Origin of the sequence: Aeromonas sp. ZOR0001, from assembly GCF_000801015.1 — a bacterium.
GTDB classification, from domain to species: domain Bacteria; phylum Pseudomonadota; class Gammaproteobacteria; order Enterobacterales; family Aeromonadaceae; genus Aeromonas; species Aeromonas veronii.
The window spans coordinates 111,433-128,822 of sequence record NZ_JRJY01000033.1 but is presented as its reverse complement, the minus strand read 5'-3'; the positions used below and the strand labels follow the sequence as shown (position 1 = coordinate 128,822).

Annotated in this window: 14 protein-coding genes; 9 read left to right on the top strand and 5 right to left on the bottom strand. The window is 60.1% G+C overall.

All coding sequences use genetic code 11. The features are described 5' to 3' along the window. Positions 1 to 59: 59 nt before the first annotated feature. Positions 60 to 1,082 (top strand): MBL fold metallo-hydrolase, encoded by a 1,023-nt coding sequence (locus tag L972_RS03780; RefSeq protein WP_047435688.1) that lies wholly within the window; start codon positions 60 to 62, stop codon positions 1,080 to 1,082. A gap of 91 nt (positions 1,083 to 1,173) precedes the next feature. Then, the gene (locus L972_RS03775) at positions 1,174 to 1,893 is read left to right on the top strand and encodes a substrate-binding periplasmic protein (RefSeq protein WP_047435685.1); all 720 of its coding nucleotides are present in this window, start codon (positions 1,174 to 1,176) and stop codon (positions 1,891 to 1,893) included. 91 nt (positions 1,894 to 1,984) lie between these two features. Here the strand turns inward: L972_RS03775 and L972_RS03770 are convergent, their stop codons facing one another. Then, a complete protein-coding gene (locus tag L972_RS03770; protein ID WP_005338498.1) occupies positions 1,985 to 3,277 on the bottom strand; it encodes an HAAAP family serine/threonine permease in 1,293 nt (430 codons plus the stop codon). Between the two features lie 498 nt (positions 3,278 to 3,775). Here L972_RS03770 and L972_RS03765 point away from each other — a divergent pair, with 498 nt between their 5' ends. Next, on the top strand, positions 3,776 to 4,714 hold the full coding sequence (locus L972_RS03765; RefSeq protein ID WP_042055187.1) for a LysR family transcriptional regulator: 939 nt from the start codon (positions 3,776 to 3,778) through the stop codon (positions 4,712 to 4,714). Between the two features lie 73 nt (positions 4,715 to 4,787). Then, a complete protein-coding gene (locus tag L972_RS03760) occupies positions 4,788 to 6,200 on the top strand; it encodes an MATE family efflux transporter (protein ID WP_047435682.1) in 1,413 nt (470 codons plus the stop codon). Between the two features lie 115 nt (positions 6,201 to 6,315). On the opposite strand, the gene alsS is transcribed toward L972_RS03760, so the two are convergent. After that, complete coding sequence (gene alsS / locus L972_RS03755; RefSeq protein WP_047435679.1) at positions 6,316 to 7,986, bottom strand: acetolactate synthase AlsS; 1,671 nt, start codon at positions 7,984 to 7,986, stop codon at positions 6,316 to 6,318. Positions 7,987 to 8,004: 18 nt separating this feature from the next. Further along, entirely contained in the window at positions 8,005 to 8,799 is a 795-nt protein-coding gene (budA, locus tag L972_RS03750; RefSeq protein WP_005338506.1) for an acetolactate decarboxylase, read from the bottom strand. 108 nt (positions 8,800 to 8,907) lie between these two features. Between budA and L972_RS03745 the strand changes: the two genes are divergently transcribed. Further along, positions 8,908 to 9,843 carry a LysR family transcriptional regulator gene (locus tag L972_RS03745; protein WP_047435676.1) on the top strand — a complete coding sequence of 312 codons (936 nt, stop codon included), beginning with the start codon at positions 8,908 to 8,910 and terminating at the stop codon, positions 9,841 to 9,843. A 42-nt stretch (positions 9,844 to 9,885) separates the two neighbouring features. On the opposite strand, the gene tyrS is transcribed toward L972_RS03745, so the two are convergent. Next, positions 9,886 to 11,085, bottom strand: a complete 1,200-nt coding sequence (gene tyrS, locus L972_RS03740) for a tyrosine--tRNA ligase (protein ID WP_047435671.1) — start codon at positions 11,083 to 11,085, stop codon at positions 9,886 to 9,888. A 109-nt stretch (positions 11,086 to 11,194) separates the two neighbouring features. Between tyrS and L972_RS03735 the strand changes: the two genes are divergently transcribed. Both L972_RS03735 and L972_RS03730 read left to right on the top strand, forming a co-directional pair. Beyond that, positions 11,195 to 12,520 carry a peptidoglycan DD-metalloendopeptidase family protein gene (locus L972_RS03735; protein WP_005358749.1) on the top strand — a complete coding sequence of 442 codons (1,326 nt, stop codon included), beginning with the start codon at positions 11,195 to 11,197 and terminating at the stop codon, positions 12,518 to 12,520. Positions 12,521 to 12,833: 313 nt separating this feature from the next. Then, entirely contained in the window at positions 12,834 to 13,955 is a 1,122-nt protein-coding gene (locus L972_RS03730; RefSeq protein ID WP_047435669.1) for an anhydro-N-acetylmuramic acid kinase, read from the top strand. A gap of 22 nt (positions 13,956 to 13,977) precedes the next feature. Here the strand turns inward: L972_RS03730 and L972_RS03725 are convergent, their stop codons facing one another. After that, a complete protein-coding gene (locus L972_RS03725) occupies positions 13,978 to 14,850 on the bottom strand; it encodes a hypothetical protein (protein ID WP_019445246.1) in 873 nt (290 codons plus the stop codon). 248 nt (positions 14,851 to 15,098) lie between these two features. Here L972_RS03725 and L972_RS21280 point away from each other — a divergent pair, with 248 nt between their 5' ends. Beyond that, positions 15,099 to 15,641: a hypothetical protein gene (locus L972_RS21280; protein ID WP_156127040.1), complete on the top strand. Its 543-nt coding sequence runs from the start codon at positions 15,099 to 15,101 to the stop codon at positions 15,639 to 15,641. 410 nt (positions 15,642 to 16,051) lie between these two features. After that, positions 16,052 to 17,317: a RidA family protein gene (locus L972_RS03710; RefSeq protein WP_047435659.1), complete on the top strand. Its 1,266-nt coding sequence runs from the start codon at positions 16,052 to 16,054 to the stop codon at positions 17,315 to 17,317. Positions 17,318 to 17,390: the final 73 nt, after the last annotated feature.

Below are 17,390 nucleotides of genomic sequence, written 5' to 3'. Positions count from 1 at the left end.
TATTCAACTTTTAGTTACCAATACAGTGATGCAGTCCCTTCCCCACAGGATAAATTCCCATGAAAAGTACCTATCTGGCCGCATTACTGGTCGGTCTGCTGGCCAGCGGCGCCAGTCAGGCCGCCGAGAGCAGCTTTATCAGCAACCACGACCATGCCCCTGCCTCAGCAACTCAAGCCCGGCCCGATATCTTTCGGGTCAGCCTGCTCGGCACCGGCACTCCGGTGCCCCAGATCAGCCGGGGCGGTTACAGCACCCTGGTCGAAGCGGGCAACCAGAAGCTGGTGTTCGATTTTGGCCGCAACTCCGCCACCCGCCTGTGGCAGCTGCATATCCCCATCGGCCGGGTCAACGCCTTCTTCCTCACCCACTTTCACTCCGACCACACCAACGGGCTGGCGGATCTCTGGCTGACCGGCTGGCTGCAACCGGCCTATGGCCAGCGCCACGCGCCGATGGAACTCTTCGGCCCCAAAGGCACCACAGCTCTCGCCCGTGGCTTGCAGCAGGCCTACGCCACCGACATCGCCACCCGGGTCAAGGATGAGGGAACGCCGCTGGACGGGGTGGAGATCAACAGCCACGAGGTCACCGCCGGGGTGGTCTACAACCATGACGGGGTCAAGGTGACTGCCTTTGACAACGACCACGGGGTCAACATCAAGCCGTCATTCGGCTATCGCATCGACTACCACGGCCACAGCGTGGTGCTCTCCGGCGATACCCGCTACAGCCCCGAAGTAGTGAAGCAGGCCAAAGGGGCCGATCTGCTGGTGCACTGCGTCTCCATGACCTCTGCCGAGCAGATGAAGGCCAACCCCGGCTACAAGGCGATCGCCGGTCACCTCGCCTCCCCCGAGCAGGCGGCCCGGGTAATGAACGAAGCCAAACCGGCGCTGACCGTGTTCAGCCATATCGGCCTCAACGGCAAGATCAGGGTCAAAGATCTGGCGCAGGATCTGCGCGCCCGCTACACGGGCCCCTTCGTCATCGGCAACGACCTGATGCAGATTGATCTGCCCACCACGGCCTCCGGCAAGGGCTATGCCCTCTGGCAGTCGGAGAATATCGACAATAAATAGATGGCACGGATGCCGGTCAGCCATGGCCGGCATCCGCAATCGACACCGGGGGCTATCTTTAAGGGGTGTTTGACCACAAGGAGTTATCCCTATGAGCCTGAAATGGAAGCACCTCGCCCTGGCCACTCTTCCCTTGTTCGGCATGTCGGCCGCGCAGGCGGCGGTGTTGACCAGCCTTGAATGGCCCCCTTACACCAGCGCCAGCCTCCCTGAACAGGGCAAGAGCAGTCAGGTGGTGACCGCAGCCTTTGCCCTGGCTGGCGACCCGCTGACCATCAAGTTCTATCCCTGGCAGCGGGCCGTGGACGAGGCAACCAACAACCCAGAGGTACTGGGTTATTTCCCCGAGTATCTCGACCCCAAGAGCGGCTGCCTCTTCTCCGACCCCATAGGTAACGGCCCCCTCGGCTTTGCCCAGCGATCCGATCAGCCGGTCACCTGGCAGAGCCTTGATGACCTCAAGGGCAAGAAAATTGGTGTCGTCACCGGCTATGTGAATACCACCGAGTTCGACGAAAAAGTGGCCAGCAAGGCGCTCTCGGCCGATGCCACCAGCTCGGACAGCCAGAACCTGCTGAAACTGGGCAACGGTCGACTCGATCTGGCGGTCATCGACCAGAATGTGATGACCTATCTGCTGGAGAGCGATCCCCAACTCAAGGATGTTGCCGCCAACCTCGGCTTCAACGACAAGATCCTCGAGGACAAGTCCCTCCACGTCTGCTTTACCAACTCTGCCAAGGGGAAAGAGGCGCGGGACAAATTCAACAAGGCGCTGGCCAGCGACGAGGTGAAGAAGCTGATGAAGTAGCGATACCGCATCCGCTCGCCGCCCCAAACAGCCATAAAAAAAGCCGCCTCTTGCGAGGCGGCTTCTTCATTCAACTTGGTAACCGGAGTTATCAGGCAATCAGCTTGTAGATGATACCGGACATGGCGATCAGGCCGATGATGGTCACGAAGCCGTTGCTGATGTTGCCAGCGTATTTGCGCATGGCCGGAACCTTGGTGATGGCGTACATCGGCATCAGGAACAGCAGCATTGCGATGATCGGGCCGCCCAGGTCTTCAATCATGCCGAGGATGCTCGGGTTGATGGTAGCGATGGCCCAGGTGGTCAGGATCATGAACACGGCAGTGACTTTGTTCAGTTGCTTGGTGTCAACGTTCTTGCCCTTCTCGCGCAGCGCCTTGGCCATCAGGCCGTTCATACCTTCTTGCGCCCCCAGGTAGTGACCCAGGAAGGATTTGCTGATGGCAACCATGGCGATCAGCGGAGCCACAGTACCGATAACCGGGTTATCGAAGTGGTTGGCCAGGTAGGACAGGATGGAGATGTTCTGTTCTTTGGCAGCAGCCAGGTCAGCCGGGGAGAGGCTCAGTACGCAGCTGAATACGAAGAACATAACGGTCATCACCATCATGACGTGGGCGCCCAGCAGGATGTTGCTGCACTTCTTCTCGGCACCTTCACCGTAACGACCTTTGTTGTCCACCGCGAAGGAGGAGATGATCGGGGAGTGGTTGAAGGAGAACACCATTACCGGGATAGCCAGCCACAGGGTCTTGATGAAGTCACCGTTGAAGGCGTCGGACAGGGCCGGAGCTTCAGTGATGATGGCACCGTTCCAGTGCGGGATCAGGTAGAACGCCAGACCCATCAGGGTGAGCACGAACGGGAATACCAGCACGCTCATCGCTTTGACAATAACCTGGCCGCCCAGACGAACAACCGCCATCAGACCGAGGATCAGGGCCAGTGACAGAACGGCACGGGGAGGTGCAGACATGCCCAGCTGGTGAACAATCACGCTCTCGACGGTGTTTGTGATGGCGACTGAATACATCAGCACGATCGGGTAGATGGCAAAGAAGTAGAGCAGGGTGATGAATTTGCCTGCGGTCTTGCCGAAGTGCTCTTCTACTACTTCAGTGATGTCGCCATCACGGGTAGAGCCGGACAGCACGAAGCGGGTCAGACCACGGTGAGCAAAGAAAGTCAGCGGCAGCGCCAGGATCAACATGGCAACCAGCGGCCACAGGCCACCCACACCGGCGTTGATTGGCAGGAAGAGCACACCGGCACCGATCGCGGTACCGTACAGACCCAGCATCCAGACCACATCGGCCTTGTTGACGCCGCGGGAGGTGTTGCTGGCTAAACGACCATCAGCTGCAATATTCATGTCAGACATACGTTGTTCCTGTCATCTAGGAAAATGGGATTCTTGTTTGGTCGGGCCTTGGCCCGGTTCCATCTCCCTGGAACGCCTGCTGTCCGTCCTTGAAATTAACCTCTCGCCCCCCGGCAACCTGGCCATCACTCCTTGTGACAACAGGATTGCAACAAACAACAGTGCGAGATTTTGACCCTGAGGGTCGGCGCCCGTCTCACTTAACAACCGATTAACGCGCGCCACTCTTGATGGGCTGACTTTAATTAAATGCCCTTATTAATCACAGCGTTTTTTTGAATTAATCAACCAAAGTTTGATTTTGGTCGCCTTTCAGACGACCAAGATCACACTCAAAGCGCCTTATTGTGAGTTTTTTTTAACAATTCAACTTAGTTTCACTGGAATCAATGGCCTGCGAGCAGCTACATATTTGCAACAAGCCACCCGTTTAGCGCGGATTGTGTGCAGCACGGCCTTGGCGTACCCTTGTGACTCACGCCTTTTTGTTGATTGATGATGACCATTACCCGTACCGATCTCGCCGAACTGGCGGTATTTGCCGCCGTCGCCCGTCACCGCAGTTTCAGCAAGGCCGCCCTCGAACTCGGGGTCTCCGCCTCCGCCCTCAGCCATAGCCTGAAGGGACTGGAAGCCCGTCTGGGGGTGCGGCTGCTCAACCGCAGCACCCGCGCCGTGGTGCCGACCGAAGCGGGCCAGCGGCTGCTCAAGCAGCTGCTCCCCACCCTCAATACCCTGGAAGAGGCGCTTTGCGAGCTGGCCCGCAACAGCGATGAACCGGTGGGACGACTCAAGCTCTGCGCTCCGCGCGGCGCCATCGACAGCCTGCTGGCACCTGTGCTGATCGACTATCTGGCCCGCTATCCGCGGATGCAGGTGGAGGTGGTGGAGCAGGAGCTGATGCCCCGGCTGATTGAAGATGGTTACGATGCCGCGCTCTTTTATGGCGATCTGCTGCCCAAGGAGATGATCGGCATCCCCCTCGGCCCTCCCCAGCGCTATCTGGTGGTGGGCTCCCCGGCCTATCTGGCGGAGCACGGTACGCCGGAGCACCCGAGCGAGCTGAGCCGCCACGCCTGCATCGGCTATCGCCTCACTCCGCACCATCACTATCGCTGGGCCTTTGCCGCCGATGGCACCATGCTGGAGATCGAAGTAACCGGGCCGCTCACCACCAGCACCCCGGCCCTCTATCTGGGCGCCGCCGAGGCGGGGCTGGGGCTCGCCTACTGTCTGGAAGAGGAGGTGAGCCAGAAGGTCGCGGAGGGGAAACTGCTCACCGTGCTGGAGCCCTGGTGCCCCACCTTTGCCGGCTTCTACCTCTTCTATCCCAGTCGGCATCAGCTGGGCAGCGGGCTGCGCATCCTGATCGACATGCTCAAGGCGCACTACCAAAACCCCGGATTAGTGAGTAATACTCAGCAATTCATCAAGTGAAACCCTGATTATCACCAAATAAGTATTAATCTAGACTAGCTGTTCGATAATCGAACTCCCCGAGAGAACAGATATGTCTGCCTATTTAACACTGCGGCAACGGGCCATGACCCGTCGCTTCTGGGCTTACGCCCTCCCCTCCATTCTTGCCATGCTGGTCTCGGGGGCCTACTACCTCATCGACGGCATCTTCGTCGGCCACTATGTGGGCGCCGCTGGCCTCGCCGGGATCAACCTGGTCTATCCGGTCATCATGGTGCTGATCGGTCTGGCCGCCATGATCAGCATGGGGGCCGCCACCGCCATCTCCTTCCAGCAAGGGGCGAAAAACGACACGCTAGCCCGTCAGGCGCTGGTCAACGCCCTCTGGCTGCTGGCCGGTCTCGGGGTAGTTGCGCCGGTGCTGCTCTATTACACCCACACCGATATCCTGCTCGGGCTGGGAATTGAACAGGGCACCGAGACCTGGAAACAGGCGAGTGACTACCTCACCTGGATTGGCGGCGGTACCCTGCTGCTGGCCAGCAATCTGGCGGTGCCCTATCTGCTGCGCAACGATGGCCGCCCGAAACTGGCCATGGTGCTGGTGAGCAGCGGCGCCGTGCTCAATATCATCCTCAACTACATCATGGTGGGTCGGCTGGGGCTGGGATTAATCGGTACAGCGCAGGCCACCCTGATGGCAGAGGGTGCGGTGAGCCTGATCGGCCTTGGCTACTTCTTTACCCCCTGGGCGCGGCTGCGCCTCAGCTGGCGGGATCTGGTGCCCAACCTTCCCGCCATGCCGCACCTGCTCTTTACCGGTCTGCCGAGCCTGATTGCCCAGTTCAACCTCGGCCTGCTGCTGATGCTGCACAACAGCCAGCTGATGGTGTACGGCAATGTGAAGGATCTAGCGGGCTTTACCGTGGCCGGTTACACCGAAGCTGTCTTTATCGTCATTCTGCAGGGGCTGGCGTTCGGCATTCAGCCGCTCATCAGCAAGGCGGCGGGGGCCAAGCGCCACCGCAACCTCAAGTACCTGATGGAGATGGGGCTCAAGTTCACCTTTATCTACGGCATGCTGGTGTGGCTCACCATCCAGCTGCTGCCGGGACAGGTCGCCATGCTCTATACCGGCGACAAGGATCCCGAACTGCTGGCCGCTGCCATCAGCAGCCTGACCCTCAACCTCGGCGCCATTCCGCTGGAGGGGATCATCATGTTCGGCATAGTGCTGCTGCAATCCATGGCGCGTACCCGTCAGGCACTGGTCATCTCCATCGCCAAAACCGTGTTGCTGCTGCCGCTCATCTTCCTGCTGCCGCAACTGTGGGGCCGTGATGGGGTGCTGATGGCCCAGCCCGCGACCGTGCTGCTGCTCACCCTGCCGCTCTGCTGGCTGCTGTGGCGCGAGTGGCTGCGCCTGAAGATAGCCTGCGCGCCAAAAGCCAAACAGCGCCCACAACCGGCCCGCGCACGCGCCGCCGTCCAGCTGGCCCGTTAAGGCCACCCATCCCGCAAAACAATAAAAAACCGGCATCCATTGATGCCGGTTTTTGCTATATGGACGGGTCTGCCTGCTCTTACACAGGGATTCAGGCCAGCACTGCTGCCCACACTTATGCCAATACTTCTGGCCTGAGCTGGGCCATCAGCCCCGGGTTGTCGGAGTAATCCACCGGAATGGCCACCACCGCAGGCCCCTCCACCGCCAGTGCGGCCCGCAGGGTGGGGCGCAGCTCGTCGGCCGAGCGCACCGCGAAACCGGCCGCCCCGAACGATTCGGCATAGCGTTTGAAGTCGATGGGGCCAAAAGAGACGCCGGAGGTGCGGCAATACTTCTGCTGCTCCTGCATCGCCACCATGTTGTAGCCGTTATCGACCCAGATGATGTGAACGATATTGCTCTTGAGCCGCACCGCCGTCTCCAGCTCCATGCTCGACTGCATAAAGCTGCCATCCCCCGATACCGAGATCACCTTCTCACCCGGCCGCACCAGCGCCGCACCGATGGCCCACGGCAGTGCCACCCCCATGGTCTGCTGACCATTGGAGATCAACACCTGACGGGCGCGGAAGCTGTAAAGGTAGCGGGCAATCCAGATATGGAAGCTGCCCATGTCGACGCAGAGGGTCATGTCGTCGCGCACCAGATCCTGCAGCTCGCGCACGATACGCAAGGGGTGAACCGGATTGCCGTGCAGATCGTCGGCCCGCATCGCCAGTCGCAACCGCTGCTGGCGCACCCCTTGCAACAGCCGATCCACCTCGGGGGGACGGATTTTCGGATTGCCCATGATGCGGGTCAGCTGCAACAGGTTGGCACGGATCGACCCCACCAGCTCGGCGGTCGGGCAGTAGCTGCTGTCGATATCGGCAGGCAGCACGTCGATATGGAGGATGCGCCGCTCCCGGTCGCCATTCCACAACACGGGGTCGTACTCGATGGGGCTGTAGCCGATGCAGATCACCAGATCAGCCCCTGCCAGCAGCTGATCCCCCGGCTGGTTGTTAAAGAGCCCCACCCGTCCGGCAAAGTCATCGAAGTGGCAACTGTCCACCACCCCGGCAGCCTGATAGGTACCGGTCACCGGCAGCCGCGCCTTGTCGAGGAAGGCGCGCACTGCCTCGGCATTCTCCGGCCGGCTCGCCATCAGGCCGAGCAGCACCACCGGATTCTGGGCGTTGCGCAGCAGGGTCAATGCCTGCTCCATATTCTGCTCATCGGCGCAGCCCGGCTCCGGCACCTCGCGGGGCACCAACACATTGCCCTGCACCGGCTTGTTGATGATGTCCATCGGCAGGCTGACGAACGCCGCCCCCGGCCGTCCCAGCTCGGCGGCGCGAAAGGCGTTGGCCATCACTTCCGAAATTGCCGCCCCGCTGTTGACCTGGGCACTGAACTTGGTGACCGGACGGCAGAGGTTGACCGTATCCATGCTCTGATGAGTGAGTTTGAGGCCATCGGCACGGCGAACCGCACCGCCCAACGCCACCATGGGGTCCCCCTCCGAGGTGGCGGTCGCCAACCCGGTAATAAGGTTGGAGCAACCGGGGCCCGAGGTGACCAGCGCCACCCCCGCCTTGCCGGTGAGACGCCCCACGGCGGCCGCCATAAAGGCGGCGTTCGCCTCGTGGCGCACCACTATGGTCTCGATGGGGGAGTCCTCCAGCGCATCGAACACCCGGTCAATCTTGGCCCCCGGGATCCCGAACACCTGCTTGACCCCTTGCGCCTCCAGATGACGAACCACCAGCTCGGCACCGCACTTCCACTGTCTGTTTTCCATGATATTGCTCCTTGTCTATCAGCCTTCGGCGGCCTGAATGGCGCGATCGAGATCGGCGGGGTTGAGGTCGGCCTGCCGGAAAGCGGGATCCGATGGCAGGGCCAGATTGAGGTGACGCACCACAGAAAGTCGCAGGGTGCCGTGGGCCATGGTGTAGTCGAGCAGATGACCGCCCCCCTTGCGATCGGCGGTGATCATGTGCTCGTGAAAGCCCGCTACATTAACTCCCTGCACGAACGGCGGGCAGCGAAAGCCCACCAGAGTTCCCGCCACCGCGGCAAAGCGGAACAGCGGCTGCTGTTCGATAGCTTCCAGCATGGGGCGATAGGGGGGCTCCTGACGCGGCACGGTTCGTACCTTGGCCGTTTCAAACTGGCCGTCGAGGCGCAGGGCGACGAAGACGTTGTCGGAACCCACCAGCCGATCCACCCACTGGTGGATCTCGTCACGGCTCAGGGGGTGATCGAAGCGACGCTCCAGACAGGGGCGAAAATGGGTCATCACCGCAAAGGGGGTCTTCTGATCGGCGCGGGCGGGCCGGGCCGAGCCATCGGAGCGCAACTGGTGGATCTGGCGCTCGAAGGCGATCAGCTCGCCATCGAGGTGGTTGAAGGTGCCAAGGCCAAAGTCGCCGTGGCGCAGCAGCTCGCTCATGGTGGTCTCCCCTTCGTAGACCCCCGCCAGCAGGGCGCTCATCAGGGAACTCTGGTAGATCTCGCCACCGTCATGCTGCCTGCGCCAGCGGGAAAACTGCTGGCTCACTTCGAGGGCACAGCTGCACCCGGCACTGTCAGATGTTGCAATATGTTCCATTCGGGTTTCACCTCCACCGTGAATCCTGTTAGCGTTCGGATCCAATGGTGACTTGGTTCACATTTCAACACCAATACGCTGATCCCATGACTTTGAGACTCAATCGATATGGAACTTCGTACGCTCCGCTACTTCATGGCCGTTGTTGAAAAGCAGAATTTCACCCGCGCAGCCGAATCACTCAACATGGCCCAGCCGCCCCTGAGCCAGCAGATCCGCAAGTTGGAAGAGACCCTGGGCACCCCGCTGCTGCGCCGTTTGACCCGCAGTGTCGAACTGACCGAGGCGGGCGAGAGCCTCTATCGGGATGCGGCGCAGATCCTGGCGCTGGCCGATGCGGCAAAACTGAAGGTAAAGCGGATTGCTCGGGGCGAGCAGGGGGCGCTGAGGATCGGCTTCGCCGGTTCCACCGTGCTCCACCCTGCGGTGCTGACCCTGTTGCACGACTATCGGGAGCGCTACCCCGAGGTAGCCCTCAGCCCGCAGGAGGGCACCATGCCGGCACTGGTGGAAGCGCTGCGCAACGATCGGCTGGACGCCGCCATCTTGCGGCTCCCCTGCCGCGGTAGCGAGGGATTTGCCCACCACCTTATCGAGCAGGAGCCGCTGCTGATCGCCCTGCCGACCAGCCACCCCAAGGCCAAGCCGGGCCCCTTGCCACTGGCCTGCCTGAAGGACGAGAGTTTTATTCTGTTTCCCCACGCCATCGGGCCCGGGCTCTATGACGGCATCGTGGGTCTCTGCCGAGAGGCGGGCTTCGAGCCGATACTGGGGCCTGAATGTCCGCAAGTGATCTCCACCGTCGGCATGGTGCAGGCGGGCTTTGGCGTGACTCTGGTGCCCAGCTCAGTGGCGGCGCTGCGCCCGCTCGGGGTCAGTTATCACCCCATTGAGGGCAACGGCATGATGACCAGTATCAGTCTGGCGACACGGCCACACCCAAGCAGTGCCGTGCTGCGGCACTTTATCGCCCAGATCCGTGCCGCCCAGATACGACAAGGCCTCCCGAAGGAGGCCCTGTTGAACAAGCTTGAACCGGCCTGATGGCCAGCTTGCCTGATGCGACGGCTTATTTAACGGTACTGCTTATTTGACAGTCACCCGGGCAAACTTGCGCTTGCCGACCTGATAGACAGCGGTACCGGCACCGATGAGTGCCTTGCCATCGTCCAGCTTCTCGCCATCCACCTTGACCGCGCCCTGCTTGATCATCCGCAGCGCTTCGGAGGTGGTGGCCACCAGATCGGCCTCTTTCAGCAGGTTGGCAATGGCCAGACCTTCGCCTTCCAGAGCCAGCTCGATTTCCGGCATCTCGTCCGGGATGGCGTTCTTGGAGAAGCGCTGGGTGAAATCTTCGTGGGCCGCTTCTGCCGCAGCAATGTCGTGATAACGGGCGATGATCTCTTTGGCCAGCCAGATCTTCACGTCGCGCGGGTTGAGAGTACCGGCAGCGATGCCTGCCTTGAACTCTTCGATTTCAGCCAGCGGACGGAAGGAGAGCAGCTCGTAGTAGTTCCACATCAGGTCATCGGTGATGGACATGATCTTGCCGAACATCTCGCCCGGAGCGTCGTGAACGCCGATGTAGTTGCCTGCGGACTTGGACATCTTCTTGACGCCATCCAGACCCACCAGCAGCGGCATCATCAGCACACACTGGGTCGCCATGCCGGCATCTTTTTGCAGCTCGCGGCCCATCAGCAGGTTGAACTTCTGGTCGGTACCACCCAGCTCAACGTCCGCCTTCAGCGCGACCGAGTCATAGCCTTGCAGCAGCGGATAGAGGAATTCGTGAATCGCGATGGATTGGCCGCCGGTGTAGCGCTTTTTGAAGTCGTCGCGCTCCATCATGCGGGCCACGGTCTGCTTGGCCGCCAGCTTGATCATGCCGGTCGCCCCCAGCTCGCTCAGCCAGGTCGAGTTGTACTCGATGCGGGTCTTGGCCGGGTCGAGGATCTTGAACGCCTGCTCCGCATAGGTGAGGGCGTTGTGCTTGATGGCCTCTTCGGAGAGCGGCGGACGGGTGGCGTTCTTGCCGGAGGGGTCACCCACCATGGCAGTGAAGTCACCGATCAGCAGGATCACTTCATGGCCCAGATCCTGGAAGGTCTTCAGCTTGTTGAGGATCACGGTATGACCCAAGTGAATGTCGGGGGCGGTCGGGTCCATGCCCAACTTGATGCGCAGCGGGCGCCCTTCCTTCAACTTGGCGACAAGTTCTTCTTCAACCAGAATTTCTTCCGCTCCGCGCTTGATCTCGGCTAGCGCCACCTCGAGCTGGGACATTTTTTGACTCTCCATCACGATTCCACAGGGCCAAACATATTACTGGAATGGCGGGCCAATTGGAAAGGCTGTAAAATCCGTCCATTCTGCCCGACTTCATCTGCTTCTCATGGTTATTTGGCACGCCTTCAACGCACTCCCCCACTGGCACCGCAAGATGGTGCTGATCTTGAGCATCATGATCATGATGCTGGCTGCCTGGCCAAGCGAACAGGCAGTAGCAACACGGGTCGATGAAAACGGCAACGAAATTGCCCTGCGGGAACCGGCCAACGACAACGCGCTAAACGACGAGCTGCCAGCCGAGGCCGCCCAGCCCGTTACCCCGCCCAAACCGCGCTACATCACCAAGCAGGTGAAAGTACGCCGTGGCGACAACATGGGGGTGATCTTCCAGCGCATTGGCCTGAGCACCACGGATCTGCACCTGATCGACCAGCTCGAGGGCAGCGATCCCCTGCGCATGCTGCAACCGGGGCAGGAGCTCACCTTCAAGCTGACCGAAGATGGCCAGTTGCACAGCCTCTATTACCCCCACAGCTTGGAGCAGGCGCTCAAGGTGAGCCGCAAGGAGGAGACCTTTGTCGCCCGCAACGTCAAGATCGCCCTCGACACCCGCGAACAGGTAAGCAAAGGGGAGATCCGCTCCAGCTTCTGGGGCGCCGCGGTGGATGCGGGAATGACCGAAGATCAGATCATGGACTTGGCCGCCATCTTCGGCTGGGATATCGACTTTGCCCAGGACTTGCAGCCGGGGGACAGCTTCCGGGTGGTCTATGAAGACAAGTTCCGCGACGACGAGCGGGTCGCCTCTGGCGATATTCTGGCGGCCGAGTTCGTCAACCAGGGCACCGCCTACCGCGCCGTGCTCAATGAAGATGGCAACTACTACACCCCGGAAGGGAAGGCGATGCGCAAGAGCTTCCTGCGCGCGCCGGTCAACTTCAAATACATCAGCTCCAACTTCAACCCGCGCCGCCTCCATCCTGTGACCGGCAAGATCCGCCCCCATAACGGCATCGACTATGTGGCGCCGGTGGGCACCCCCATCATGGCGGCGGGCTCCGGCAGCGTGGTGGCCGCCGGTTACAACCAGTTCAACGGCAACTACGTCTTTATCAAGCATGCCGGCAACTATGTGACCAAGTACCTGCACCTCTCCAAGCGCACCGTCAACAAGGGGCAGCGGGTGAAGCAGGGGCAGACCATCGGTACCCTGGGTGGCACCGGCCGCGTCACCGGCCCGCACCTGCACTACGAATTCGTGGTGGGCGGCATTCACAAGAACCCGCGCACCCTCACCCTGCCGCAGGCAGAGACCCTGAGCGGCCGCGAGCTGGCCAACTTCAAAAAGCTGGCGATGCCGCAACTGGCCAAGCTCGACAACCCCGAGCTGCAGCTGGCCCAGAACAAGCGGGATAGTCGCGGCAACTAAGTCATCAGGGCTGGCAGGGTGAAGGCCCTGCCAGCCCCTTTTATTGAACCCGCGCCAGGCAATCAGATTGAAATGAGTCCACTTTCGGGCATAAGATGAGATGGAACACCGGGAGCGGCATGTGGCACGGAAGCAAGGGCTTATCTATCCTGTCTCTCTCACTCTTTTTCCGGTCCGCATTGAGGATGCAACATGGTTGAGCGTTATAGCGGTCTGATGTCAAAGACCACGCCATGTGGCATGGGATGAAAGCCGTTCCCCTCTTCACCCTCTCTGCACACCGTATTTTCGAACAGCAATGTAAGGAGACACCATGGCTGAGCGCTATATCGGTCTGATGTCGGGAACCAGCATGGACGGCATTGATGCCGTGCTGGTGATGATCGCCGGGGATGAACTGCGGGTCGAAGCGGCGCTTTGTCACCCCTGGCCGCAAGAGACCGCCCGCACGCTGCATGCCCTCTGCACCCCGGGCGACAACGAAATCGACCGCATGGGGGTGGCCGATAATCTGGTAGCGCGAGAGTTTGCCGCCGCCACCCACGCGCTGCTGGCCAAGGCGAAGCTTGAGCCCAAAGATATTCGCGCCATCGGCAGCCACGGCCAGACGATCCGCCATCGCCCCCAGCTTGGCTTTACCCTGCAGATCGGCAACGCCGCCCTGCTAGCGGCGCTAACCAGCATCGACGTTATCGCCGATTTTCGCACCATGGATATGGCCCTCGGTGGTCAGGGGGCGCCGCTGGTGCCCGCCTTCCATCAGGCGCTGTTTGCCAAACCCGGCGCCCTGCGAGTGGTGCTGAACCTCGGCGGCATCGCCAATATCTCGGTGCTGCCGGGCAATCCGGGCGGTGTCTATGGTTTTGATACCGGCCCGGCCAACACCCTGCTCGATGGCTGGTATCGCCGCCATCAACCCCACGGCGGCAGCTATGACGCCGGTGGCAAATGGGCAGCCAGTGGCAAGCCCATCCCGGCCCTGCTGGAGAAACTGCTGGCTCACCCCTATTTCGCCGCCCCCGCCCCAAAGAGCACCGGACGGGAGATGTTTACCCTCGATTGGCTCGATGGCGAGCTGGCAGACACTTCATACGCCCCCGTGGATGTGCAGCGCACACTGCAGGCGCTCACCAGCCACAGCATCGCCCGCCAACTGCCCGCCCGGCCCGAATCAGTCGGTACCAGCCAGCCGAAAGCCGAGCTGTTTGTCTGCGGCGGCGGAGCCCATAACGCCCCCTTGCTGAAGGAGCTGGCCAGCCTGCTGCCTGCATGGCGCATCGCCAGCACTGCCGAGCTGGGCCTTGCCCCCGACTGGGTGGAAGGCGCTGCCTTTGCCTGGCTGGCCATGTGCTTTGTTCACCGCAAGCCGGGTAACCTGCCCGCCGTCACCGGCGCCAGCCGTCCGGCTGTACTGGGGGCGCTTTATCCTGCCTGAGTGATGACAAGGGGGCTGCGGATCAGTGTGCTCCCTTGAACAGACGCACAACCTGTTGCCGGATCGGTGCAAACAGCGGGGGCTTTGGCGGCTCCAGATTGATATGCCGCCGCCCGGCACGGGTTTCACAGCGAAGCAGATTCTGGATGTAGTGATGGTGGGAGCGATGGATCAGCTGTGAAGCCTGATACGCCCACAGTCTGGGCACGCCCCACAGGGTGCTGGCAATCGCCCCGACGATGCAGAAGAAAGCGGGCTCCTGAATTCCCATCCGGCTGGCGTTCTCCAGCGCCTCCTTGAGCGAGTTGGAGTGAGCAATACAGGTCATGATATTGACCATGAAGGCGTCGTAATCATCCTCCCCACCCTTGCCAACACGCGCCGTCAGGGTCGCCGCGGGCTGATAACCAAACTGATGGCCGATATTTTCCAACACCGTATTCCGCTGGCGGATCACCTTGCCATAAAACATCAGCATCACCATGCAGTCGATCGCCTTGCACAGCGCCTCGTAGTGGGGATGGCTCTTCTTGGGACGCGGCGCCGTGGCGAGAGCCAGCTCTTCAGAGATGGCCAGCAGGCCCACAGGTACGGCGGTGCTGACAAACGAGAGATCAATCGACAGCTCCAGCCCCTCCTCCCCTTCCATGCGGGCCACAATCACATGTTCACCAAACAGCCGACGCTGGCGCTCGATAAAGGCGCCAAAGACCAGATCACGAAACTGCTTTTGCGGATAAGGGGTATCGAGCAGGCTCTCGATGGTCATGATGGCGGCGGATACCCGGCCGCGCAGTCGGTAATCGGCAGGAATGGGAAAGCTCTTTCCCAGGCGAGGAGGTAACCGCTGCCCAGATGTTTGACAATACATATCGCCCAGAACGAAACCCAGCATAAATCCTCCACAGTCAGGTAATGATGATCGCGATGCGATCTCGCTTGCCAATCCTGGGCAATGGCCTGCCGGTGCATCGATTCTCTCCGTCAGGGCTCCTTGATTACCTTATTAATCATACGATTAATAGCGAGTGAAAAAAGCGACCTGACTCGCAATCACGCCACTAATTAACGGTTTCATCAAGAAACCATAAAAAGAGGTCGATAAATCCATTTTTTGACGCATTTCCCTTTAAAAACAGCATATTGAACTTTATACCTGCGAAATCACCTGAGCTGTTCCCGAGCCCTGAAAACCATCCCAATCATCACAACCAGCCACAGATAAGAGGGAGATCAGACAAAGCTGCAAAAAGTGGAAAAACCTATGATGCGGGGCAACCCCACCCATCGGGGGATGCAACCGGCGTGAAAATAAGCGGATTGCCACCACCTCCCCTCCCTCATCCAGCGCCATCTCTCATCCAGCGCCACCGCTCCCGCACGCTGTCACGCCAACGCCAACGCCAACGCCAACGCCAACGCCAACGCCAACGCCATGCTCCCCACTCCTGTGCAGCAGGAGCAAATCCGCCGTGCAAATTCATGGCATATAATTTTATGGCGCGAATAACAGATCCCGGCTGCCAGCAAGGCGTCATCGAGTATGCCGGAATCATCATTAACAGAGAGGAATGCAAAAGCCGTGAATTATATTCCAGAGGTATCTTTAATAAGGTGGATATGCATATTCACGGGGATTTTCATAGCCCCTTAAAAGAGCTGAAAAAAGATATCCATGCACCATAATATGCATTATTTGCACATCGGCGCATAATATTAACCCTTTATTCACACGCCAATATCCCGCAGAGGGGGAGAGCAAACCCAGTCAGGGCAAGGCTGTCCGCCGGTTCGGCACCATTTGCGCACAAATTGGCTCCTATTTCGGGTGAATTGAATAGCAATATGATTAAATTTGCGCCCATTGAGCCATCTCATAGAAATGCAATCAGCGGTTTGCAACCCCTGATAGCCACTCATAGAATCGCAGCGTCTGAAATATCTACCCTGTCCTCTTCTCCCTTATTCCTCTCAGCGATTGAGTGGATCACAAATAATAACCGAGGATGCCGCCGCTGGCGCAGTGCCGTGGCGCACAACAAGATGGGGTAAACCTGTACCTGAATGAACAACAAATATTAATAAGAGGCATATCTATGAGTGGCACCATCATCAAGTCGGCAAGAAATACCCCCCATGCACCCCAGGATCTGGGTCCCTGCACCCAAACGGTGGCGTTTTCTCATTACAACAATATCTCCGCCCAGCTGCCGGTCGATCCGGCCACCGGCAAGATGGTGAGTGGCGATGTCACTGCGCAGGCCAGACAGTGCCTGAGCAACCTCAAGGCAATCATCGAGAGCATCGGCCATGTGATGGACGATATGGTCAAAGCGACCATCTTCCTGAAAGAGATGGCGGATCTGGAGGCGGTCAACGCCGTCTATCGCGAATTCTTCCCGGGCTATCTGCCGACCCGCACCACCCTCGCCGTCGCCGCCCTGCCGCTGGGCGCGCTGGTGCAGATCGATGCCATCATCTCCAACGGCGAAGGCACCTTCCCGCAAGCCCCCTGCCAGCTGATTAAACTGGCCCGCAACAGTGACAAGGCGCCGCACAATCCGCTCTCCACCCATACTGTGGCCTTCTCCCACTACAACAATATCGGTGCCCAGCTGCCGGTCGATGCGGCCTCGGGCCAACTGGTCGCCGGTGACATCAAGGAGCAGGCGGGCCAGTGCCTGCGCAATATCAAGGCGGTGCTGGAGAGCATCGACGTGCCGTTTGACGATATCGTCAAGGTCACCGTCTATCTGACCGATCTGGCCGATCTGGAGGCCGTCAACGAGGTCTACACCACCTTCTTCCCCGACTCCGCCATCGCCCGCGCCGTGGCCTATCTGCCCGCCCGCTCGGTAGTCAGTGCCGCCGCTCTGCCCATGGGGGCACGGGTGCAGATGGATGCGGTCATCTCCCACGGTGACGGCACCCCGCCGCAACTGGTGGAAGATCGTCACAATCTGGTGATCCGTGCCCGCAATACCGACAAGGCACCGCGCAGCCCGCTGCACACCCAGACCGTTGCCTTCTCTCACTACAACCATCTCTCTGCCCAACTGCCGATAGACCCCGCCACCGGCAAGATCCTGGCTGGCTGCATCAAGGAGCAGACCGCCCAGTGCCTGAGCAATATCAAAGCGATTGTGGAGAGCATCGGCCATGTGATGGACGATATCGTCAAGGTCAATATCCAGCTCGCCAATATCGCGGATCTGGATGCGGTCAACGCCATCTACACCAAATATTTCCCGGGTTATCTGCCTGCCCGCACCGTGATTGGCGTGAGCGAGCTGCCCGCTGGCGTCCTGGTGCAAATTGATGCGGTAATGTCCAATGCGGAAAGCACCCCGCCGCAGGTGTAATGTTGCGGGAAATAAAAAAGAGACCGGCTGATGGCCGGTCTCTTTTTTGGTAACAGGGAGGAACATTATTTTT

Bases quoted from the DNA above. Each gene is read 5' to 3' on its own strand.
- L972_RS03735 (WP_005358749.1), top strand. From the start codon at position 11,195: ATGGTTATTTGGCACGCCTTCAACGCACTCCCCCACTGGCACCGCAAG.
- budA (WP_005338506.1), bottom strand. From the start codon at position 8,799: ATGGAACATATTGCAACATCTGACAGTGCCGGGTGCAGCTGTGCCCTC.
- alsS (WP_047435679.1), bottom strand. From the start codon at position 7,986: ATGGAAAACAGACAGTGGAAGTGCGGTGCCGAGCTGGTGGTTCGTCAT.
- L972_RS03730 (WP_047435669.1), top strand. From the start codon at position 12,834: ATGGCTGAGCGCTATATCGGTCTGATGTCGGGAACCAGCATGGACGGC.
- L972_RS03780 (WP_047435688.1), top strand. From the start codon at position 60: ATGAAAAGTACCTATCTGGCCGCATTACTGGTCGGTCTGCTGGCCAGC.
- L972_RS03760 (WP_047435682.1), top strand. From the start codon at position 4,788: ATGTCTGCCTATTTAACACTGCGGCAACGGGCCATGACCCGTCGCTTC.
- L972_RS03770 (WP_005338498.1), bottom strand. From the start codon at position 3,277: ATGTCTGACATGAATATTGCAGCTGATGGTCGTTTAGCCAGCAACACC.
- tyrS (WP_047435671.1), bottom strand. From the start codon at position 11,085: ATGTCCCAGCTCGAGGTGGCGCTAGCCGAGATCAAGCGCGGAGCGGAA.
- L972_RS03745 (WP_047435676.1), top strand. From the start codon at position 8,908: ATGGAACTTCGTACGCTCCGCTACTTCATGGCCGTTGTTGAAAAGCAG.
- L972_RS03775 (WP_047435685.1), top strand. From the start codon at position 1,174: ATGAGCCTGAAATGGAAGCACCTCGCCCTGGCCACTCTTCCCTTGTTC.
- L972_RS03725 (WP_019445246.1), bottom strand. From the start codon at position 14,850: ATGCTGGGTTTCGTTCTGGGCGATATGTATTGTCAAACATCTGGGCAG.
- L972_RS03710 (WP_047435659.1), top strand. From the start codon at position 16,052: ATGAGTGGCACCATCATCAAGTCGGCAAGAAATACCCCCCATGCACCC.
- L972_RS03765 (WP_042055187.1), top strand. From the start codon at position 3,776: ATGACCATTACCCGTACCGATCTCGCCGAACTGGCGGTATTTGCCGCC.